The following is a 22,311-nucleotide window of genomic DNA, read 5'->3' on the forward strand; positions in this document are numbered from 1 at the left end:
ACTGTCGCGGAAGATCGTTCGACCCGGTCCTCAATCTTCCGCGAGGGCGCGATGCGTCGGTGGCGTGTCCTGAACCAACTCTGGCGCGATGCTCACCCGCGTGACCGGGTTCGAGTCGTGCTGTTGGTGGAAGAGTTGGAAGGGCGCGAGGTGCTCTCGCCGGTCGTGACGTTTCCGGTATTCTCCGTTGCCCCGGTGACGCTCGAGGGCGTCGCGCGCACCTTCAGTGGCAATCCCGCGCTGAGCGGCGAGTCGTTCGCCATTTCCGATGTCGGCGGCCACACGGTCGCGGCGACGCTGAGCAGCCCGCGCGGTACGTTCTCGGTCGATCCGCTCTCCGCGCAAAGTTTCGGCGTGACAGTAACCAACAACGGTACTGCGGGCGTTACCCTCACTGGCCAAATCGACCAGGTGAGCGGCTTCCTTCAGTCGTCCGGCTTCGCGTTCACCCCGACCGCGTTATACAGCGGCGACGCACCGATCAGCCTGTCGGTCGTTGATCTCCAGGCGCCCGGCTCCGGGGCGGGAGCGTTCACCCTTCGGGTGCTGCCGGATGCGTCGCCCGCTTCCCTCAACTGGTCCGCAACGAGCGAACTTGATTTGCGGACGGCGCCGTTCGCGTTCCCGCCCAACTTCCTGTCGGTGACTCAGTGGCCCGATACGGACGGGTCGGAGACCCTCGACGTCGTATTGTTGCTCGACGCCGATGACCCGTCGGTGATCGAGCGATTCACCCTCACCGGCGCCGGCGCGGTAACTCAAGTCGAACCGGGCCAGTGGGTGATTTCTGGAACGAGCCGCGGCGCGCTCCAGGCGCTACTCAATTCGCTGGTTCTCACGCCCCCGAATAACTACAGCGGGCGCATCAGCATCACCGCGCTCGGTGGGGTGCAGGACACGGCGTCCTTTAGCAGTCCCAGTTCGACGATAACCGATCAGAAGCCCTTGTTCGCCGGGTCGGTCGATCTGCGGTTCTTCGAGCAAGCGATAATTGCCACACCGCCGGTGCTCACGCAGGCCGGTTCTGGGCCAATCGACCTCGGCGGGCGCTACACATTGGCGGACCCGGCAGAACAGCCCGAAGACTACCACTCGCTCACGATCTCCGCGCCGCGCGGGTCACTGACGTTCGCCCCCAATCTGGTGCCCCAACTGCTGACTGTGGGTCGCGACGGAAACACGCTCCTGCTGACGGGCGAACTGGCCGCCATCAACGCCTTTCTCGCCACCCCGGGCAGTTTAACGTATTCGATCGACGACCCGGCCTTCACGGGTCCAGTGGGGCTGACGTTCACGCTCGTGAACCACCCCGGCGGTTCACCGCTCTCGAGCGGGCAGACCTATGCTCCTGCGCTGGCGAACAACGGTCCCCCGGCCACGGTCGCGATCGCGATGCTCTCGTTCGCACCAGCCGCCCCTGCGGGCGGCCCCGGACCGGGAGGAACCGGTGCCCCTGCACCCAGCACTTCAAAGACAACAAGTTCAAACGTCTTCGGCCAACCCGGACAGAACGGTGGACCCGGTGGTCCAGGTGGTCCAGGCGGACCCGGTGGACCCGGTGGTGAACCTGGCGGACCTGGCGGACCCGGTGGACCCGGTGGACCTGGCGGCCTGGGCACGCCCAATGGTCCTGGTGGCCCCGGTAGGCCTGGTGGCCCCGGCGGGCCGCGAACACCACCCGGGGGGTTCCCGGGCGCGGGCGGTCCCGGCGGCGGGCCGCACGGCCCCGGTGGGCGCGGCGGGCCGCCGCCGGGACCGCAACACCAGCCCTTCGCGCGCCTCGATACGCAACCACTGTTTACAGGTGAAGCGGGTCGGCACCCGCTCCCCCCGGTTCTCCCGCTCGATCAAACGTCGCCCGTGGCCGGGTTCAGCGAGTCCGCCGGGGACAGCCTCGCGCTGATCGACCTGATCTACCGCGACGCGAACGGCGCCGAGTTGAACCCGATTGTGCTGCTGGTCGGTACCGCACCGACCGGTCCTTCGACCGCACCGCAAAGCCCCGCGCCCAACGTGGCCAACACCGTGGCCGTGAGCGCCCCCACCGAAGTGAGCGAAGCCCCGGCCCCCGCCCCGGAAAGTGCCAGTGAAATGAGCTGGTACCCTCTCGCGGCCACCGCCGCAGTCGCGGGCGCACTGGGTGTGTGGCTCGCACGCGGCCGGGTCGCCGCACTCGCACGCTCCGCCCTCCGCCTGTTCCGCACCCCGAACCACCCACGCACCCAGGGGACCACATGACCCCGCACCAAGACGACCAGACCGTGCACAGCCAACGGGTTCCCACTTCCGCGCTCAGCCGCACCGAACCGGACGTGGGGCCGGACACGAGTTCCCCGAGCCAGGCGCACGACGCGACCATCGTCCGAGTCGCGCCGTCGGCCGTCACCGTGAACGAGATGGCCGACGCCGCCAATTTCGGCCGGTACGAACTGGTCGGCGAACTCGCGCGCGGGGGCATGGGAGTCGTGTACCGCGCCCGACAGCACGGGCTGGACCGGCTCGTCGCGCTGAAGATGATCCTCGACACCGGCACCGATAAGGAAGCCGCGCAGCGGTTCCTTCAAGAAGCGCGGGCCGCGGCCGCGCTCGACCACCCGAACGTGGTCCCCATTTACGACATCGACGAGATCGGCGGGCGCCCCTACTTCACGATGGCGCTCATCGAGGGGCCGAACCTGCGCGGGTACGTGGACGCGAACGGGCTCCCCTCGATACCGGTGCTCGTGTCGCTGTTCGCGCAGATCGTCTCGGGCGTGGCCCACGCTCACAAGCACGGCATCGTTCACCGCGACCTGAAGCCCGCGAACGTACTGATTGACAAGGACGGGCGCCCGCGCGTGACCGACTTCGGTCTCGCGAAGCGCTCCTCGGTCGACTCGAACCTGACCGCCACGGGACAGGTCGTGGGCACGCCCGCGTACATGGCGCCGGAACAGGCCCGCGACAGCAAGGACGTCGGCCCCCCCGCCGACGTGTACGCCCTCGGCGCGATCCTGTACTTCATGCTCACCGGTCAGGCGCCGTTCCACGCGGAAAGCGTGACGGACCTGCTCATCAAGGTGGTGATGGAGCCGCCGGTGCCCCCCCGTCAACTCCAACCAGAAGTGCCGCCCGACGTCGAGGCCCTGTGTTTACGGTGCCTCGCGAAGGCGCCCGCCGACCGGTTCGCGGACGCACAAGAGCTGATGATGGCTCTCGCGCCGATCACCGACCAGTACCTCACACCCTCGGCAAACCTCACACCCTCGGCGGCCCAGATCGCGTTCCCCAAGGCACGAACGACTCCCTCGATCGGGAGCATCCCGTTCACCAACGCTGTGGATTCCGTGCCGTCGCTCGGGGCCGCGCTTCCCAAACTCAGTGCCGCCGCACCCGCGACTGAACCCGTATCCGCTGTCGACACAACAACCAAGGCCCCGAACCGCAAGCCGCAGTTGATCGCGCTCGGAGCGATCGCGGTCGCGCTGTTGGGTGCGGCCGGGTACCTCGTGACCCGCGACAAGACAAGGCCCGATGCGCCGGTAGCCGAGAACGGCACGGCCCCGGATGCGAAGTCGGCGGACCAGTTCACGTGGCCCGTGGTCGCGCGAGCCGATTTCGGACTGAAAGTCGAACTCGTTGCCCCCGCCGCCGCGAAGAGCGCGGACGGGATCATCCAGCTCACCGCGGGAACCGCGATGAACGTCCACCTGAAGGCGGACCGGGACTGCCGGGTGTCGGTCTGGGTGCTCGATCCCGCCGGGCACGCGATGCGCCTTTTCCCCAACGACGACGAGCCCGACGACCGGCTGACCGCGAACCGCGAGCGCGTGGTGCCGGGTAACGCCAAGTACACGCTCGAAACCACTCCGACCGAGGGCACGGGCGCCGACCGACTCCGGGTGATCGCGACCACGGGCGCACAACCCGCGTTCCCGGAGGGCGTGAAGAACGGCCGGTTCACGGTGTATTCCGCCGAGAAGGACCGCGAGAAACTCGCCTCCACGGTGCGCGGCGTCGTGGTCAAGAAGTCCGGCACGCCCGACACGACCATTGGGTCGGTGACGGAAGCCGAGCTCCAGTTCCGTGTGAAAAAGTAAGACCGCCAGAGGTGCCCCATGTTCCCCACCGCGGTCGTTCTCCTCCTGGTCGCAGCGCCGCCCACTGTGACCGACCCCGCCGTCGACTTCCGAAGCGCCGAGCGCCTCTACACCGCCGAGCGCTTCGGCGAAGCGGAACCGCTCTACCGGAACGCGCTCGAAACCGACGACCGATTCCTCAAGCGCGAGGCTTACAACCGGCTGATGAACCTCTACGTGCGCACCGGGCGCCCGGACAAAGGGCTGGCGATCGTCACCGCCTTCCGCACCTGGTTGCGGCAAGTCGGCGACACGGACCCCGCCGGGACGGAACTCGTCGCCGCGCAGTGCCACCTCGAACTCGGGTACGTTGACGCGGCCGAAAAGAGCCTCGCTGTCGCGCTGGGCGGAGCACTGACGCCGGAGCGCCGGCTGGACGCACTGCGACTCCGTGCCGAGATCGCGCTCCAGAAGAAAGACGCCAGCGAGAAACCGCACTGGGCCGAACTGGAAAAGGCCGCCGCAAAAATGCTGGCGGGCGCGGAGCGCGCGAACGACGGCCCGCTCCGCGTGACCGCCGGGCGCGCCCTCGCGGAAGCGCGGTTCCGGCTCGGCGACACTGACGGCGCGCTGGCGGTACTCGCCGCGTTCCCGGAACTGCACGATAAACTCGAAGACCAACTCGGCCGGCGCGACACGCAGCGCCAGCGCGCGAAGCTCCTCGCGGCGAAGGGCCAGTTCGCGGACGCGGCCAAGCTGTTCCAAGAATCACTTGACCTCCACCGCAAGCACCAAGCCAAGCGCCGGCTCTTGGCGGGCGATGTCCTCGCGGAATGGTCCGCGGCGGCACTCGCGGCCGGTAGATCCGCGGACGCGGTGAAGCTCCGCGACGCGGCCGCGGTCGAGTACCGGGCCGCACTCGATGCCCCCGCGGACAACCCGGACGCGGACGGAACTCTTGCTGCGTTCGTGCGACTCCAGGCACTCACGCGCAGCGCGAAGCAATTCGCACAGGCGCTCGAAGTGTCCCGGAGCGCGGGGGAGCGCTGGGCCGGCGACCCGCTCCTCGACGCGCGGTTGAAAGCCGATCGCGGTGGCCTGGAACTGATGGCGTCCGCGTACCAGACCGCCCGCAAGCTGCTAACCGAGGCGCTCGCCGATCTTGAAACAGCCGAGCCGCCGAACCTGCGCGCGCTGCCCAAAGTCCTCGTAAACCTCGCGACCGCGGAACTCGCGTGCGATGCCCCGGAGCGCGCCGAACCGCTGCTCACGCGCTGCGCCGAACTGTACCGCAAGTACAAGCTCCCGACCGATGCCGTGCGCGTCGAGTGCGACTACCTCTCCGGCGTGGCGGCGGGCCGCAAGGGGGCGTTCGCCGACGCGATCGGCCACTTCCGCGCCGGGCTCGCACTCTGCGACGCGGTCGGGGCCAGCGCCGAGCCGGTGCGTTTCAATCTGTGGCTCAACATCGCGCTCATTCACAAAGAACAGGGCGATACGGACGCGGCGAGCGAATCGCTCAAGAGCGCGGCCGCGGTACTCGCGCGCTACGCGGAGCCGGACGACCTGAGCGCGGCACTCATCGATGCGGTGCGCGCCGACCTGTTCCTGTCGCAGGGGTTGATCGGCCCGGCACTCAAACTGGTCCCGCACCTCGAAGCCGTGAGCGCCAAGCACGCCCGGAGCGCCGGGTACCTCGGGGCAACGGCGCGGCACGTTCGCGCGCTCGATTTGCTCTCGCGGAAGGACATCGCCGCGGCGGAAGCGATTTGGACCGAACTCGCCGACGCCCAGCGCAAGGACGGGCACATTTTGCTCGCCCGCACGCTGAACTTTCTGGGTATCTGCGCAGAACTCCGCGGTTCCCCCACGGACGCCACCAAGCGCTTCGAGGAAGCCCGCGCGTTCCAGGGCAATCGACCGCGGTGCCCGCCGGCCACGCGCGCGATCACCCTCTGGCGCCTCGCGGTCCTCGCGGACAAGGCCGGCAAGCGGGACCAAGCGAAGAAGCTCCTCACCGAAGTCTTCGATGTCGCCGACCGCGCGCGGCTCAACACCTTCGGCGAAGCGGCGCAGCGCGCGCAGTTCTTCGCCCAGTTCGCGCCCGCGTTCGAGATGCTTGCCGCGTGGTGCGCCCGCGACAACGACGGCGAGGGCGTGCTGCGCGTGGTCGCGCGGAGCCGGAGCCGGACGCTGCTCGACCAGATGCTCGCGGCCGGGGTGGACCCGCGCGACCGCCTCACCGGGGACAACCGAACAGCGCTCCTAGCACGCGAAGCGGACGCCCGCCGCACGGTGTCGCGCTTGCGGACCCAGGCGATGCAACTAACCAGCGATCAGGCCGAAGACCCGGCCGCGAAGAAGCTCCTCGCGGAACTCGAAACGGCCCAAAAAGAGTACGCCGAGTCGTGGCGCGAGATTGCGAACGCGGACCCGCTCACGCGCGTGCTGACCGACCCTGCGTTCGCGGAAACGTCGCTCGCACAGGTGCGGAAGGAGGCCCACAAGTCCGGCGGGGTGCTGCTCACGTACATGGTCGGGCGCGACGCGAGTTTCGCGGTCCTCTGCACCGACCCGGCGACCGCCCCGCAAGTGTTCCGACTGTTCGCGCCGCGCGCGGTGGCGAGCGACATCGGCGACGCACCCGCGGGCGATCTGGTAGCCCGCGCCGGGTTCCGCGGGATCTCGCTCAAGTCGAACACGCAGCAGCCGGAGCGCCCGGCCACGCCCGCAACGGTTGAGAACGTGCAGCTCACGGACACGGTCGTCGCGCGCCTGGTCAACCACTACCTCCAGCAGATCGCGGACCCGTCGTTCAACCCCACGCGGGGCATCGCGCTCGTTTCGCGCACCCCGGGCGCCGGCACCCGGGCCACAGTATCAGAAACCCTCGGCGACGCGGTGCTCCCGCCCGCACTGCGCGAGAAAATCCGCGCGAGCCGGGCGAAGCGGATCGTACTCGTTCCCGACGGCGCGCTTCACAAGTTACCGTTCGAGGCACTGACGCTCTCGGCCGAACCCACGACGGTGTACGCACTCGATGAACTCCCGGCCGTGTGCTACGCTCCGTCGCTCGCGGTCCTCGCGGTGGTGCTGAACCGGCCGCGTGTTACCGAGGGCGAACCGGCACTCCTCACGGTCGGCGACCCGGCGTACCACGAATCCGAACCCACGGCCGGTCCGCTCTCGCGGGGCGGCGCGCTCCCGCGCCTGCCGTACACCGCGACCGAGAGCAAGAAGGTGCGCCAATACTTTGCACCCGACCGCGTGACGGCTCTGGAACAGGCCGACGCGACCGAGGTGAAGGTGGTGGCCGCGCTGCCCGGCAAGCGGTTCATTCACCTCGCGGCCCACGGCTTCGCGGACGAAGCGTTCGGCAATGCGTTCGCCGCGGTCGCCCTCACGCCGCCCCCGCGCGGGCGCGAGGACTCGAACAACGACGGCTTCCTGACGCTGCACGAGATCTCGCGCCTCAAACTGACCGGGTGCGAACTCACGGTACTCAGCGCGTGCGTTACGAACGTCGGCCCGCAGCGCCCGCTCGAAGCGGGAGTCACGCTCGCGGGCGCGTTCCTCGGCGCCGGGTCGCGCGGGGTCATGGCGAGTTGCTGGTCGGTAGACGACCGCGCAACGGCCGAGATGATGGCCGCGTTCTTCGGCGCGGTTCGGCCCGAGAGGGGTAAAGGCGCTGCGTACCCGGAGGCACTCAAGAATGCCCGCCTCGCGGTTCGCGGAAAGCCGGGTTGGGAAGCCCCGTTCTTCTGGGCGCCGTTTGTCTACCTCGGCCCACCGGATTAGTGTGGCCTACCCGAACCGGATGACCACGCGGGTAACATTTGCTAACATTTTCGGATCGCCGATTGTTAGCAAATCGCCGCAATCGACTTCGTATCAACCAGTTGCGCGGACAATCGCCAACTGAATCTGGCAGCATTGTTACCTGCCTCGATCTTGCTCTCGGGCCGTTGTGCCGGCTCGAGAGCGAGGCGGACACTCGGATCTATAATTCCATTCACTATTGTGCACAATTCAACTATCGGGCGGGGAAAAAATCCAATTTCTCGCACTTCCAGCCGGCCCCTCTTCATCAACCAATTCTTAGTCATTGAAAGGGCCACGAGACGCGCCGCATAAAGTGCGTTCACCAACGGGGCGCAATCCGCGCCAACGGTTGACGTGGCAATTCGCAACAGCTACTATCTCCTTTCAACCCAGCTTCTAACCCACCGAGACATCAGCCCTCTCGGTGGTCGATATCTCGGCTGATCGACGTGTAGTAACTTACCCAACAACCCTCAGCAACGATCTCGCGCGCACTTCGCGCGCGGGCTTTGTAGCCCGTCCGCGTATTGGCGGCTCGGGTGCCATTAGACCCGCCGGGCCACGAGCCGCTCCCGGCGGCACCGTCGCGCATTTGCGCGACGAACCGGCTCTCGCGATGTTCGTCTGTCAGCTCTGCGGCGCGACCGTTCCGCCGCGCACTCGTGCCGCCCGCGTGGTCGTCCACCGGCGGACCAAGCAGTACCCGTTCCGGCCGAACGCGAACGTGTTTTACCGGCCGGCCCTTGATGGCAAGATCAAGGAACACAAGTCCAACGACCCTGGCGGGGTTGGGTGGGAAATCGCGTCGGAGGCGTTCGTCTGCCCCACCTGCGCCGCGACTGGTCCACCGGACACCTGACCCGCTACCGGTTGGAATTCGCCCCGCGCCCGCGGATGCAGTCTGCGGGGCGATCTCTGAAAGCTTCAAGATAAAAGTGCGTGTGAAACGAGCTGTGGCTACCCCTGTGGAACGACGACTGCGAGGGTGTAGCGCCTCCCGCTCCCTGGCGGTCGCGTCTCGTTATCCCGGACAACGAGCACGTCACGTCTTGCGGTCGAGAAGTGCCAGAGCCGATGGGTGCAGTTCGGGCGAATATCCGTCCCGAATTGCACCCACGGTGAGTTCCGGGGTCAGTACTTGTGCTTCGATCCCGTGCGGCCGATCGATCCGTTCCGTGTACCCACCGGCCGACCAGGACAACAGCGCGTTTCCCTGAACCAAGAGCGGAGTTACTCCCCGCGCCGGGAGGAGAACGAACGTGCCGTCCGGCAAGTCATCGAGTCGTGCGGGGTAGGTTCGCTTCGCGCGGTCGGGTGTGATCCGCTCTGCGTGGAGTTGGTCGTCGATCTCGACCGCGGACCACGGCGCGCTTTTGTCAATGCGGTCGAGTGCCAGCGCGTGCCGGAAGGCGTTGAAGCGCTCGCGCTGGCACTCGGCACAGGGGCGGTGCCCAGCGGTCAGCGCGGTAGCTTCGTCGAGGAAGAACAGTTCGGTGTAGTGCCCCGGTTTCATCACCTCGCGCTGCCGCCCTTTGAACTCCAAAACGCAAACGATCCAGCGCTTCAATTGCCACGAGCGCAAAATGCGCCCGTCGACGGAGTGCAAGCACCCGCGGTTGCCCATGAGCGTTCCGCGCTCGGGAACGGCGACGATCTCTCCGGTCGGCGCCACCCGGTTCTGTCTCGGCACAGTGCCCCTACTCCTTCTTCGGCGCTTCCTTCTTGGGCAATTCGGTCACAACGGCCGAACCGTCCGACAGTGGCGTGAGCGCGGTGTGCGCTGCGACACCGCTCGCGGCCGTCGGAACCGCACCGGGCAGCCCGACGGCCGGGCGCGCCAGCACTTCACCCGTCGTTCCGTCGATTAACACGATACGGCCCGCGAGGTCGGTGACGACCCACCGGTTGTCGCCCGCCGGTTGTGGCGCGCCCATGATGGTGTTACTGGCGTCCGTCGCCGTTTGTAGCACCCACAGGGGGTCTTCGTGGTCCGGGTTGAGTGCCGCTACCGATTTACCATCGACCACGTAGGTGACCACGAACCGGGCCGCGTCAACGGGTTGAGCTACGAGCGCGGAACTCGGGCGCCCGGTCGGGAGCCCACCCCCACCCCCGCGCCAGCGGCGTAAGTGTTGGCCGGCTTTGTCGGCCGCGAACAGCCACACGCTCCCGCTCGTGTCCGCGACCACGAACCGCGGCGGCGCGCCCGGTTCGGTCGGCGGCAGCACGACCCCCGGCCCCGCGACCCGTTCTTGCAGTTCCCAACTACCGGCCGGGCTCCAGCGCGCGTTGGCCGCGTTCCCCCACTCCCACCGGCTCAACTTCTTCCCGCCATCCGAGGTGGCGAAACTCGAGTCCGAGAGAGCTGTGATGGAACACACCGCGTTCGCGGGCGGGCGGTCGCTCCGCCACGACGGTCCCGGGGTGAGCGAAGCCGGGTTCGCGACTCCCGTACTGGGTGTGAACCGGTTCACGAACCCGTCGGCGGTCGGGAGGTAGAGAATCCCCCCCACAACGGCCGGTTGACCCGCGAGTGCGGCCGGCGCGTTCACTTCGTCCTGTTGAACCAACTTCCCGCCCGCGACCTGTCGCACGACGAACTTCGGCCCGTCGGCACCCGTGATCGGTGTTACCGCGAACACGAGTTTCCCGTCCGCGGCCGCCGATACCACCGTTGAACCGGTCGCGTTCGGGGGCGCGGACGCGATCACCCACCCGTCCGGCGCGGGGAGCGCCTCTCCCGTCCGAACGCCGCTCGCGGCCGGCACCACCACGATGCCCCCGTCCTCGTCCACCAGCACGAAGTTATCTCCCTGCGGGATCGGGGCCGCGAACTGCTCGGCCGACGACACCTTCGCGGGCACCAAACCGAGTTGCCGCTGCCAGCGCACTTCGCCGGTGCGCAAGTCGAACGCGACCGCCCGGCACCCCGACGAGTTCGGCGACCGCACGACCAAGCAAGCCGTGTCTTTGCGCACGTTGACTTGTGCTGCGTGGACCGGCTCGCCGACGTTGATCCGCGGCCCCGCGAGCACAACTTCCTGCCCCTTACTCGGCACCAGGGCCAACCGCGCTTTCTGAAGGTACCCGCCCGCGAGCAGCCAGTACTCGGACTCCTCCAGAGGAATCACGAGCCCGCGCAGCGGCCGGTCGTCCACCAGTCCCGGTTGTACGGGACCGGGGAGTGGGAACAGCGGTTTGTCCAAATTCCCCGCTTGGTTCACTCCGAAGAGCCGGAGGTGGCCGGTATCGGACGCCACCGCGAGGCGCTCGCCGTCACTGGCCGGCGGGAACCACACCCACCCCGGCACCGGCAGTGCGACGACCGGCACCGCGGGCGTTTCGGGCACCGTCGAACCGTCGGCGGGCGGGGGGCTTAAGGCCCCGACCGAGAACACTCGCAATTTCGTGACGGCGGTCCCGTCGGTCTGCGACAGGACCATCCACCGTTCGGCCGGCTCGGTGCCTTCCGGCCCGATGAACAGCGGGGGGATCTTCAGGGTGCCCGCGAGGTGCCCGGTCGCGATGACCTGCACGCACCGCGGGTTCAACCGGTTACCCGCGTCGTCCTTTCCACTGGCGTCGAGCACGTACAGCCGGCGCGCTTCGGCCGCGACGTACAGGAGACTGGTCCCGGGCCGCAGCACCGCCCCCTTCTCCGCGACCGGCTGACCGAGCCGGATGTACCCGATGCGCTGACCCGTCTTCAGGTCGAACTCGTACACGCTCCCGAGCGCGTCGCGCAGGGGAACGAAGGCGCGGCTCCCGACCACGACGGCCGGCCCCGCCGGGGCCGCGATGAGCGGCTGGTACCACAACAACTTTCCCGCCCGCAGCTCGTGCCCGGATACGGCCGGCGCGTTACCCACGCTCGACGTGACCACGGCAATATCGGTCGGGCCGGTATCGAGGTCCACGCGCGCAATGGCCGGCGGATCGGTCACGTCGGGGCCGACCCGCGTGGCCCACACGAGCGCCCCGGTGCCCTCGTTGAAGGCGTACAGAATGCCGCGCGCGACGCACAAGAACACCGTGGTCGGATCGCCCGGCCCGGACTCGCGGATCTTGGTCTTCCCCACGGGCGTGACGAACAGCAGCGACGCGGCAGCGGTCGGCGGGGGCGGTTGCCGCTCGGCCGGATCGGGGACGTACTGGACGAGGTCGAGGAGCTTGCCCTTCGCGTCGGCGATGATCTTTTGCGCCTCGGCGTCTTCGAGGAACCCCGCGGATCTGAGGTCCGCTTCCGCACTCTGAATCAGCGCGTCGGTGGGTTTTTCGAGTTGCCCCCGCGCCTTGGCGATTGCGGCCGACCGGTCGCGCTCGCGCTTGACGCCCTTCTCGACCTGATCGAGCGCCCCACGGATCTTGTCGAGCGGGGGATCATCGGGTCCGCGGAACTGGTCGAGTACCGGCAGCAGCTCGCGCCCGGCGGCAATAGCCTTGTCCGCGAGTTCCAACTCGTCCGACTTCGTGCGGTTCGCGACAAACGCTTTGACGCGGTCCTCCGCGAACCCGGCGACGTCCTCACCGAGTTTCTTCCCCGCTTCGAGCACGTCGCGGCCGTACCCGGACGTCGGCTTGGCGAGCGGCGACTCCTTCTGCGCCTCGATGAACGCATTGAGCCGCGTTACCGCGGGGGCGTAATCGTTGCGGTTCGTAACCGAGCGCACCACCGTCTGCATTTCGGAGAGGTCGGCGAAGAACTTGTACTCGTCGATCCGCTTGCTATCGGAATATTCTTTGGTGAGTTTGGTGTAGGTCTTCGCGGAGGTTCCGTAGTCGCCCCGCCCGTACTCCTCCTTCGCTTGGGTCGCCAGTTGCTCCTCCTTCAAACCCACATAACGGAGAAGGTAGAGCCCGGTGAACCCGAGAAGCGCGAGGATGAAGATCGCCATCCCCGCGAGGATCATCGGCCGGCGATTGCTCTTCTTCTTGCGCTTCACCAAGAAATCGTCGTCAACGTCCTCGGTCGCCTCGGGTTTGAGCGGCTTCTTTCCCTTCTTCGGCGCCGTGGGCGGAGGAACGTCGGTCCCCTCGGACCACACGACCTCCTTCATCTTCGGGGGCGCGACCACGGCGTCCACAATGGTCGCCTCGACCACAGCCGGCTGCGCGGATTTCGCGGACCTGACCCGTGTCGGCTTCGGTGGCGGCGATTTGGGGGGCAGCTTCGGTTCGGGCGGGAGTTCCGGGATCGGTTCGGGTGGCGCAGTGGCTTGCAGGGCCCGAACCGTGAACACCTGTCGGCATTCCAGGTTCGGGCACCGCATCGACTTCCCGTTCATATCCGACTGAAGGTTGAAGCGCGTTTCGCAGTGTGGGCACTGTGCAACGATCGACACGGTGAACCTCGGGAAGCAAAGACAGGTGATCGGGGCCCGCGAAGGACCGAACCCCTTCCCTGAAACGGGAGGGAGTTTACCCGGCCGACCCCGCACCTCATCAGATAAAGAGGTGGGATCAGCTCCGGGGCTTCAGCCATTCTAATCTAATTGCGAAACGCGCGCGAAGCGAATGAGGTTTGCGCGAGGATAAAGTCGAACGGACGGCCGAAGCCGTCCGTTCCCTGCAACCGGTTTTCACGGGTGAGTCACTTCGTGAACCACCCCGCGGGCCGTACCTCTTGTGCCGGGGCGACGCGCTCCGGCGTGAGAATCACGAGCGTCTCGAACTGCGCGCCGCAGAGCCAGCTCACGGCGCCGGTGAGCGAGTGGTCCGGGTTGGAACGTGAGGGACTCGCGACAACGAGCGTGTCCCCGAAAGCGACGGCCACCGTCGCTTCCAGTGTTTGGGTGTCGAACGACGGAGTGGTACGGCCGGGACCATCCGCCGTCGTCACCTGCACCGCGTTGCCCACGGAAGTGATCTGCAGATTCGTGCGCAGGAGCACCGTCTTACCGTCCGGGGCAACCCGCGGCGTCACGCGGAGCGCGATCCCGGTCGGCACGAACTCGACCCGCTGGCCGGTGCTTCCGCCCGCGGGCGCCACGGCAACTGGCACCGACTGACCGACCCGGGCGTACCCCGTCTGGTTGTCGCAGACGCACATCTGCGGGCGCGACAGTACGTCGCACTCGCCGCGCTCCTTGGCGGCCCGAAAGAGCCCGGTCAGCATCTGGGCCTCGCGCGGCGACAGCGCCCAGGCGTTCCCACCGGCCGCACTGTCGGCACGCAGCCCGGATTGTGCCACGAACCCGCGGGGTACCTGCACCACCATCGCGTGCACGATCACCTGCTGCTGCTCTTTGTCAAGGGCCGCGAGCGCGGTCGCAATCAACCGACACGTTGCCGGCTGAGCGGAAACGAGCACGGCGTTGGAAACCGGATCGGCCACAACCGTCGCGCTCTGCTTCTTCTCCCTCAAGTGTGTACTGATGGCACTCACCGCGTCTGCGGCGGCGATGTTCCTCAGTTTGTAGACGGCGCTGATGTTATTCACCGCGGGCGCGGCCACGGGTTGGGGCAGCGGCGCGGCCCTAAGTGCCGCGCCCAGGGCCGATTTGACGTCCTTCACCACGCGCACCGTCGCAAACGCAACGACCTCGAACTCCCGGCTCGACTTCGGATTCTTGCCCTGCAACTCCTCGATCTCTTTCCACCCGCCGATCACGAGAGTCTCACCGGTCGGAACGATGGCCGATTTTTCGACGTGCTCTTTCCGCACGTCCGGCACCTGAATGAATTGCGTGAACGGAACCGGCTGGCCCTGGCTCCCGCCCTCGAAAACCGGAGTGATTCGCGTGGCGACCGGGATCAGTTCGACCGGGCCGACCAGGTGCGTGCGCGCGAGCCCGGCTTGAACGTGAACGTAGTTGGCGTCGGCCGAGACGCATCCCCGGAGCGTGAGTGCGTCGCCGAGGAAGATCGCCACGTTCTTCGGGACGTAAACGATCTGGCCCTTGACCTTGATGATTTCGAGGCCGGTCACAAAGGACTGCTCCTCGCCGACCTTCTTGGTCGCCGTCTGGCCGTTGACCGCGGTGATCTTCGGGAACAGCGTCACACTCGCGGTGCGGTCCCCCTGGGCCGCTTCGAGGAGCTTTTGGAACTGGGCGGGCGTCAGCGTCGTGTCGCGTGCGACCTTCACCCCCACTCGCTCACAAAAACCGGCGGGCACCTTCAGCACCCGGACCTCGTAGGCCACCGAAACGGCCGCCGGCGCCAACCGGTGCAGCACTTCGATCACGTCGCTGACCTGCTCGAGAACGGCGGGCGTATTTTGCACCACCAGTGCGGTCCCGATGTCGAAGTATTCGACGCTGCCGCGCCCGCCATGCTCCTTCCACGTGTACGGCTGGACCATTCCGGTCACGAGTTGAACGAGTTCCTCGATGCTCTTCCGGTACGCGGTCGTCGCGGCCTCACCCGCGAGTGGCGCGGGCGGTGCGACCAAATCACCGACGGTGTAAACCTTCGTGACCAGCTCGGGGAGGGCGCGCGGCGCGGGAGCAACCGCGACGCCTTCGATTTGGCTCAGGAGATTGCGGGCCGGGGTGAAGGTCGGATCGGCTTTCACGGCGAGCCGCAACTGTGTCTTGCTCGCGTCGGTGTGCCCGGTGCGGTTGAGTAGCCCACCGAGATTGTGCCGGGCTTGAGCTTCCGGCATGACCTGGGACAGCACCGCGAACGCCTCGTCCCACTTCCCGGCGCTGGCGAGGCAGAACCCGTGCGTCTTCTTGGCCTTGTGGTTCTCCGGGTTGATCTTCAGGGCGAACTCGCACCACGAGCACGCACCGGCCCAGTCCTTCCAGCGCGCGTGGGTGACCGCGAGTTCGCAGGCCGCGTCCGCGTCGGACGGGTTGAGAGTCAGGTACGTCTTGTACGCTTCGACGGTTTTTTCCTTCTCGTCGGTGCGCGCGTAGAACCGGGCGATGCCGAGCAGCGCGTTCTTGTTCTTCGGTTCCTGCTTCAGCGCCTTCTGGTACCCCTCGCGGGCCAGATCGAGTAGCGTGTCCTTGCTCCCGGGCGCGGTCTTGTCATCGAGTGCCGCGTCGAGGCGCACGTCCGAGATCGCGACCAGTGCGTCCGCGGACGGCTGTTTGTCAGAGACTTTGGGCAGCGCCTCCGGTGGGGGCGATGCGGGCTGGGTTTTCGCGCGCGAGAAGGCCGGCAGCGCGAACAGGACCGCCACAATAGCGAGCAGGGTGCGCAACCGCATGGAACCTCCGGGAACGAGGTGGAATCGTCCGCGGAGTAATAGCAAGAGATGGTCGCACAACAAGGCGAACTGCGTTGCGGGGGGTTATGGTTGTTGGGTTCTCGTGGAAGATTGTGGTGCTGAAGTGACGCCGAGTGCCCTTATTTTCCGTGGCACAGGCCTCTGGCCTGTGGAGACATAACACAGGCCAGAGGCCTGTGCCACGAGCAAAATGCACAAGCTTCAACACAGCAACGAATGAGGCCGGCGCCGGCTCGTTACGGCTTCTTCCCGAACGGCAGGGGGAACGGGAGAATCCCGCCCCCGGTTTTCGGGTTCGCACCGGGCGCGGGCATTCCGGGGAACAGCTTGCGGAGTTCGCTCTCGAGCAGATCCTTGCCCACGTCCTTCGCGCCCTCGCGGGCCAGTGCGACGACGGCCTCGTTAAACGCCTTCGGGTCCAGCGCGGGCTTCGTAAGTGTTCCCTTCACCGGCACTTTTACGACTTTCCCGGCGACCGCCTTCATCAAGACCGGGTTGTTCTTGAGCAGCGGCAAGTCCTTCGGGAGCGGCACATCGACAACGAGATCCAACGTGTCGTCGAAACCGACGGAGCCGTTCGTGTGGAACGTGGTGCCGGAAATGCGGATCGCGAAGTTCTGGTGGTGTACGCGCCCGTTAGCCACTTGCACCGGTACGGTCGAATCGTTCACGAGTGTCATCGTGGTCGCCTTCGCGCCGAGCAGACCCGCGAGTTGCGCGGCCACCGGGCTCAGGCCCACCGTGGCCTTGTGAATCACGAGACTTCCCTTCACGTTCGTCTGATTGACGTCGGAGAGTGAAATACGGGCTTCGTCGATGGTCGCGGAGATTTCGCCCGCGGCCTCCCCGGTGTTCGCGATCGCGGGGAGCGCGTACCCGAGCGCCCCGGCCGTCGCTTTCGGCGTGAGCCGGGCGTGGTCGACCACGGTCCCCTTCGCGAGTGTCATTACCCCCGGCGAAGTACCGAGTTCCAGAGTCGGTGCGAGCTTCACCTTCCCGTCACCGAAGGTCGCCTCCAGCGGCGCAACCGTCACCACTCCGCGGGCCATTTTTGCGTTCAGTTCGCCGGTACCGACGTCGAAGCCGTATGCCTGCACCGCGTGCCAGCCAATTGCCACCTCGCCGTCGAGCGTCGCGAAGATCGTCGGTCCGCTCGGCCCCGCGGGTGCTTTAGGGGCGGGCGGGTTCGCGGTCGGTGCCTTCAGAACGATCGGCCCGCCGGCCTTCGGTTCCGGCACCGGAGGGGCCGCGGCCACCTTCTGGCCGTTGGGTTCGAGTTGCCCGGTGACGAGGAACCCGCGCGAGCCGGTGCCGGTCGCGGTGAAACTCGGGCCGACGAACCCGCGCACGAGCGGCGTCAGTTTCTCCCAGTCGTAGCGCAGGGTGCCGGTAAAATTCACGTCGCGCGTGGCGCTGAGTTTGGCGAGCTTTCCCTTCGCATCGAACGTCAAACCGGGGCGCTCGGCCCGCGCGGTCGTGATACTGACGGCGTCCGCCGAATCGCTGTACGAGCCGTCCGTTTCCAGGTGCAGTGCCGGCTCGAACCAGACGAAGTTGTTTTTCGGCCCGTAGCCGAAGTTGGTCACGTCCAGCGAACCGCCGAAGGTCGTAGCGTCACCGGCCGAACGGAACCGGAGCGGGCCGACGCCGCGCCCGCTCAGCGCGTCCGGGCCGTTCGGGTCGGCGTACAGTCGCACCAATTTGCCGAGCGCATTCAGATCACTGGTACACTCGCCGTTACCGCTCACGGCGACGTCGCCATTTGCCTGCGGCTCGAAACTGAGCGTGCCCCCCGCAACCGACAGCGGCGCGGAATTGATCGTCAGTCTGCTGATGGTCGCAGTGCTGGTCGCGCGCGTGAACGTGAGGTCGCCGACCGCGTCCATTTTCGGCTCATCGAACGCGATCCAGCGGGACAGTTTCGCCCGGGTGAGAGCAACCGTGAGTCGATCTATGGTCACGTTGTCGGTCGCAAATTTCGCCCGACCACCGGCTTCGATCGATCCTGCGAGCGGGAAATCCGGTAGTTTGACGATCGCCGCGACGCGGGCCTTCCAGCGCGCGAGATCGCCGGTGAGTTTCACATCAAGGCTACCGTTGGCGAGCTTGTGAACGTCGCTGACCGCTTCGTTGAGGGACAATCGCAGTTCGTCCCCCGAGGAAGTAAGCACGGCCGACGCGGTCGCGAGTTGGACCGTTCCGGTGTCGGGTGCCTGACCGCTCACGAGGAGTCGGAAGTCCAGCGCCGGCTCCTTCAGCCCCCGGCCCTGCTGGTCGTGAACCGCGAAATTCTTGAGTGCGACCGTGGCCTCCGCATTGAACTTCCCGTCGCGCGTGCGCCGACCGCCCAGCGTCGCGTCCGCGACACCATCGAGCGTGAAGCCCTTCAAGTCAATGAAATCCGCGAGCCGGGTGCTCAGCTTTTGGAGGTAGACGGTCGCCGCCGCCCGAACCGTTTCGGGCATGATCTCCGCGTTCACCGCGACGCAATCCGAGATGCAAATGAGCCGGTCGAACGTCGGGAGCCCGCCCTTCGCGTACCGCGCGGCGAACTCGACCTTCAGTGGCTGCTCCCACGCGATCGGCTTCCCGTCGCGCACGCCCTTGAGCGTGGACGTGTCGATTTTCCCGTCCCACACAGTGGCGCCCGCGTCCAGCTTGCTCACGAGCTCGAGATCGAGTTTGCCCTCGCGCAGTTCGGTGCCTTCCTTCAGCCGGAGCAACTTCGGGAGCTTGGCCGCGAGCTTCGCGATATCGACCTTCGCGCTCACCGATGCACCGGCCCGCGTGAGCAGCGCCTCCGTCGATTCGTCTGGGTCGAAGGTACCGTTTACGGAGACCGTACCCACATCGCACGTGAGGTCGAACGCACGCACACGCAGCCCGCGCCCCGCGCGTTCGATATCGAATGGCAGTTCGGCGGAATCGAGTTCGAGCCGGTCGCCGTTCAACCACGGCGCGGAAACCGCGAGGTGCTCCCCGCTCGCCTTCCCGGAAATCGCGAACGTGGTGCGGCCGGTCGAGTCCTTGCCCCACGTCACGCGGAGATCGGTCCCGATCGTTCCGGAGAGACTCAGGCCCGGGTCAACTCGTTTCAAGAGCGGTGCGAACGTATCGAGTGGCAAACCCGCGGTCACGAGTTTCGCGGAGCCCGCGTCGCCGATTGTTGCTTCCGCGTTGATGCCCCCCGTGGCCGCGGTCGCGGTGATGGTAATCGGCTCGGAGCGGTTCGCCGGGATTCGGGCGCTCGCGTTGATGTCCTCGACGCTCGTGGTCTTTTCCGTCTCCGCGTCGATGATGGTGAGTGTTCCGCCGATGATTTTGACGCTCACTGGCGTCCGCGTCGGGGCGGGTTCGGGCTTCTCTTTGAGGTACTCCGCGAAGGCACCTTCGATATTGGTGCTGTTCTTCTGGCACACGACGGTGATCGTCGCCTTCTCGATTGTGAACTCGCCCGGGTCGTCTTGGTTACGTGCGAGTGCGAGCAGCGATTTTTGCGACAGGATCTTCGGGACACTTGCGATGGGCCGGCCGGCTTCGTCCTTAATCACCACGTCGCGCAATTCGACCGGGGAGAACCAGCCGAGTGACGCGCCGCCGACTTCAACGGACCCGCGCACGTCGGCGAGGGCCTTTCGCGCGAACCGGTTGCGCAGATCGGTCTTCGCAACGATTGTCGGCGCGAACCACGTCCCGATTAGCAACAGTGTCACGAGCGGGAGGAGTCGCACGAACCACCGCCTGCGGCGCGGCTTAGGGGGGGCCGGGCGCGACCGGGGCGGAAGCGGCTTGCGTGGGAGCGGGGTAACGGGCTCAGCGGACATGCGGTGCCTCCTGCGCGAGCGGGCGCAACCGTGCGCATTCGACTCCATCGGCCAATACCAGGATAAGTCAAAATATGAAAGTGAGAAAGTGCGAAATGTGCGGAAAATAGGCCGACATAATCCAAAAATCCCGGCGCCGCGATTCGTTGAGCGCGGCACCGGGTGAGAACCTCACTCCAATTAGCGCCCGAGCGTGTCCTTGAACAGCGCGAGCATCTTCTTCCACGAGTCCTCGTCAGCGGCCTTATCGTACTTCATGCCCTTGATGTTCACCGCGTCCGCGCCCGGCACGGTGAAACTGTGAACCACGTCCTTGTACGCAACGAAATCGTACTTGGTACCGGCCTTATCGAGCGGTTCGCGGAACGCCTTGATCGAGTCTTCCGAAATGAAGGTGTCCGCGGCGCCGTGGCAGACCAGGATCTTCGGCTTGATCGCCTTTGCCTCCCCCTCGGTCGGCTTCGGGAACGCCGCGTGGAACGTGGCGACCGCCTTCAGGTCGGCCCCGGTGTACGCGAGCTGCAAACACGTACTGCCCCCGAAGCAGTAGCCGATGGCCGCGATCTTGTCGCCGTCCACGTTCGGCTGGCCCTTGAGTTGCTTCAACCCGGCCTCCGCGCGCCCGCGCCACACCTTCACGTTCTCGCGGACCAGCCCGGTCATCTTGCGAGCGTCGTCCGGGTGCTCGGTCGTCTTGCCGTCGCCGTACATGTCTACCGCGAATGCCACGTAGCCGAGTTCCGCGAGCTTCTTGCACCGGTCCTTCGCGTAGTCGTTTAGCCCCCACCACTCGTGAACGACGAGCACGCCGGGGCGCTTCTCCTTCACCGCGTCGTCGTAGGCCAAGAAGCCCTTCAGTTTCACGCCATCGAACTCGTAGTCGATCACCTTCGTGACGACCGCGGCTTGAGAAGCCCCCGCGGTCAGTACGATGGCCGCCATCGCGATCAGGCTCCGAAACATGGTGCGCTACTCCGTTGGGAAATGGGCCGGATCATTGTACGCGATAGGTCAGACCCGCCAGCGCGGACCCAAAAGCGCACTTCGCCAGACCCTCACGCACCCTTCACACGCGCGCAAAGCGAGCACGCGCACCACCGGCCCCGCGAGGTACATGAACCCCAGCGCGAAAGCAGCGAGTCGCGCGTAGTCCTGCCAGACCAGCGCTTTATGCACCACGAACGGGAGCCACAGCGCCGAGCACTCGGGGACGTACCACGTCAGGTACTCGAACTCGAACTCGTTCGCCCAGTACCGTTCCATCCCGTAGCCCTGAAAAACAATCCCGTTCACCCCGACCCAGCACGACAGCGCGACCGCGAGCAGTACGAAGACATTGGCCCATGTGGACCGCGTTTCCGCGCGCGCGGTCCAGCGCGCGAGCACGAGGGAAGCGGGCAGCGCGGCGAACAGAAAGAACCGCGGCCCCCACACCGCACCGCCGTACCAGGCCCACCAGCGCGAATAGACCAGCACCAATCCCAACACGACCGCGACCCACGTGCGGTACACGAGCCGCGCGCGATCTTCCTGCGCGCCCCTCGGCCCCTCCTCGGGGTACCGCGCGAACAAACCCGGCGCGAAAAACACTAACCCCTTACCGAACGAGAACAGGATCGAGAGCAGCCCGAAAAAGAACGGGTAGCTGAAATCCGGGAGCCCGGAGTACGGCAGCACGGTACGGTTCCCCGCCTCGGTCACGTACCCGCCGTCGAGCGGGTCACCGCGCCGGAGGTAGTTTTCGAGCACGATCAGTGCGGCGGCGAGTGCCGGCACCGCGAAGTACCGCAACCGGCGCTCGTACCAGACCAGCACGCACGCGGCCGACCCGAGCCCGACCGCGGACGCGGGCACGTTCGCCGTACCCACCGCGCACAGCGCAGCGCCCAACCACGCGCGCCACCCGCGCCGCGTCGCGAGGAGTGCCAGCCCCGCCCCCACGCAGACCACGTGAAACACTTCCGCGAAGAAACCCATTACGTGCCAGGGAAACATGCTGCCGAACAACAGCAGCGCGGCGAACCGCGGCCGTTCGCGAGGTGACAAAATGGGGCGCAACACGAACCACAGCCCCCCCCCCCCCGCGAGGAACACGATGCGGTTGAACATCCACACCGTTTCCGCCGGCGCGCCGAGGGCTTCGCCCAGGTACCAAAGGGGAGTTGCCAGGACCGGGCCGACGAGCGAGTACCGTCCCCGATCGAGTGTTTCGTGGCGCAGAAGTGTGTCGAGGGTCTCGAAGCGAACGAGGCCGTCGCTCCCGATACCAATCGGCGCGACAGCACTGATCCACGCACCGACAAGAACCACGACGGAACCGACCGACCGGTGAATGAAACTGGCGCGCATGAAACCAGTGTAGCCGCGGGCGGAGGGAAGCGTCCCTCCGCCCGCGGCTACACTGGTTTTGTGACCTCAGTTCCGCGCG

General features: G+C 66.7%; 10 protein-coding genes. 4 read left to right on the forward strand and 6 right to left on the reverse strand.

Annotated features, from left to right (window positions below; genetic code table 11):
- Positions 1–51 precede the first annotated feature (51 nt).
- From J8F10_RS39685 to J8F10_RS01770, 4 genes are all read left to right on the forward strand, one after another.
- Entirely contained in the window at positions 52–2,238 is a 2,187-nt protein-coding gene (locus J8F10_RS39685) for a hypothetical protein (protein WP_210652098.1), read from the forward strand.
- Positions 2,235–4,079 (forward strand): serine/threonine-protein kinase, encoded by a 1,845-nt coding sequence (locus tag J8F10_RS01760; protein ID WP_210652104.1) that lies wholly within the window; start codon positions 2,235–2,237, stop codon positions 4,077–4,079. The genes J8F10_RS39685 and J8F10_RS01760 overlap by 4 nt, the downstream gene beginning before the upstream one ends.
- Positions 4,080–4,097: 18 nt before the next feature.
- Positions 4,098–7,856 (forward strand): CHAT domain-containing protein, encoded by a 3,759-nt coding sequence (locus J8F10_RS01765; protein WP_210652105.1) that lies wholly within the window; start codon positions 4,098–4,100, stop codon positions 7,854–7,856.
- Positions 7,857–8,472: 616 nt separating this feature from the next.
- The gene (locus J8F10_RS01770) at positions 8,473–8,739 is read left to right on the forward strand and encodes a hypothetical protein (protein ID WP_210652106.1); all 267 of its coding nucleotides are present in this window, start codon (positions 8,473–8,475) and stop codon (positions 8,737–8,739) included.
- Positions 8,740–8,922: 183 nt separating this feature from the next.
- Here the strand turns inward: J8F10_RS01770 and J8F10_RS01775 are convergent, their stop codons facing one another.
- The 6 genes from J8F10_RS01775 to J8F10_RS01800 all read right to left on the reverse strand — a co-directional run bounded on the left by J8F10_RS01775 (position 8,923) and on the right by J8F10_RS01800 (position 22,232).
- The gene (locus J8F10_RS01775) at positions 8,923–9,570 is read right to left on the reverse strand and encodes a hypothetical protein (protein WP_210652107.1); all 648 of its coding nucleotides are present in this window, start codon (positions 9,568–9,570) and stop codon (positions 8,923–8,925) included.
- A gap of 7 nt (positions 9,571–9,577) precedes the next feature.
- Complete coding sequence (locus J8F10_RS40185) at positions 9,578–13,222, reverse strand: outer membrane protein assembly factor BamB family protein (RefSeq protein WP_210652108.1); 3,645 nt, start codon at positions 13,220–13,222, stop codon at positions 9,578–9,580.
- A gap of 248 nt (positions 13,223–13,470) precedes the next feature.
- A complete protein-coding gene (locus tag J8F10_RS01785) occupies positions 13,471–16,038 on the reverse strand; it encodes a secretin N-terminal domain-containing protein (RefSeq protein ID WP_210652110.1) in 2,568 nt (855 codons plus the stop codon).
- A gap of 257 nt (positions 16,039–16,295) precedes the next feature.
- A complete protein-coding gene (locus J8F10_RS01790) occupies positions 16,296–19,883 on the reverse strand; it encodes a hypothetical protein (protein WP_210652111.1) in 3,588 nt (1,195 codons plus the stop codon).
- A 180-nt stretch (positions 19,884–20,063) separates the two neighbouring features.
- The gene (locus J8F10_RS01795) at positions 20,064–20,846 is read right to left on the reverse strand and encodes a dienelactone hydrolase family protein (protein ID WP_210652113.1); all 783 of its coding nucleotides are present in this window, start codon (positions 20,844–20,846) and stop codon (positions 20,064–20,066) included.
- Between the two features lie 48 nt (positions 20,847–20,894).
- A complete protein-coding gene (locus J8F10_RS01800; protein WP_210652114.1) occupies positions 20,895–22,232 on the reverse strand; it encodes a hypothetical protein in 1,338 nt (445 codons plus the stop codon).
- Positions 22,233–22,311 lie beyond the last annotated feature (79 nt).

The organism is Gemmata palustris (assembly GCF_017939745.1).
Classification (GTDB): Bacteria; Planctomycetota; Planctomycetia; order Gemmatales; family Gemmataceae; genus Gemmata; species Gemmata palustris.

Coding starts and splice junctions, on each gene's coding strand:
- J8F10_RS39685 (WP_210652098.1), top strand. CDS start 52: ATGCGTCGGTGGCGTGTCCTGAACCAACTCTGGCGCGATGCTCACCCG.
- J8F10_RS01760 (WP_210652104.1), top strand. CDS start 2,235: ATGACCCCGCACCAAGACGACCAGACCGTGCACAGCCAACGGGTTCCC.
- J8F10_RS01765 (WP_210652105.1), top strand. CDS start 4,098: ATGTTCCCCACCGCGGTCGTTCTCCTCCTGGTCGCAGCGCCGCCCACT.
- J8F10_RS01785 (WP_210652110.1), bottom strand. CDS start 16,038: ATGCGGTTGCGCACCCTGCTCGCTATTGTGGCGGTCCTGTTCGCGCTG.
- J8F10_RS01790 (WP_210652111.1), bottom strand. CDS start 19,883: ATGTCCGCTGAGCCCGTTACCCCGCTCCCACGCAAGCCGCTTCCGCCC.
- J8F10_RS01795 (WP_210652113.1), bottom strand. CDS start 20,846: ATGTTTCGGAGCCTGATCGCGATGGCGGCCATCGTACTGACCGCGGGG.
- J8F10_RS01800 (WP_210652114.1), bottom strand. CDS start 22,232: ATGCGCGCCAGTTTCATTCACCGGTCGGTCGGTTCCGTCGTGGTTCTT.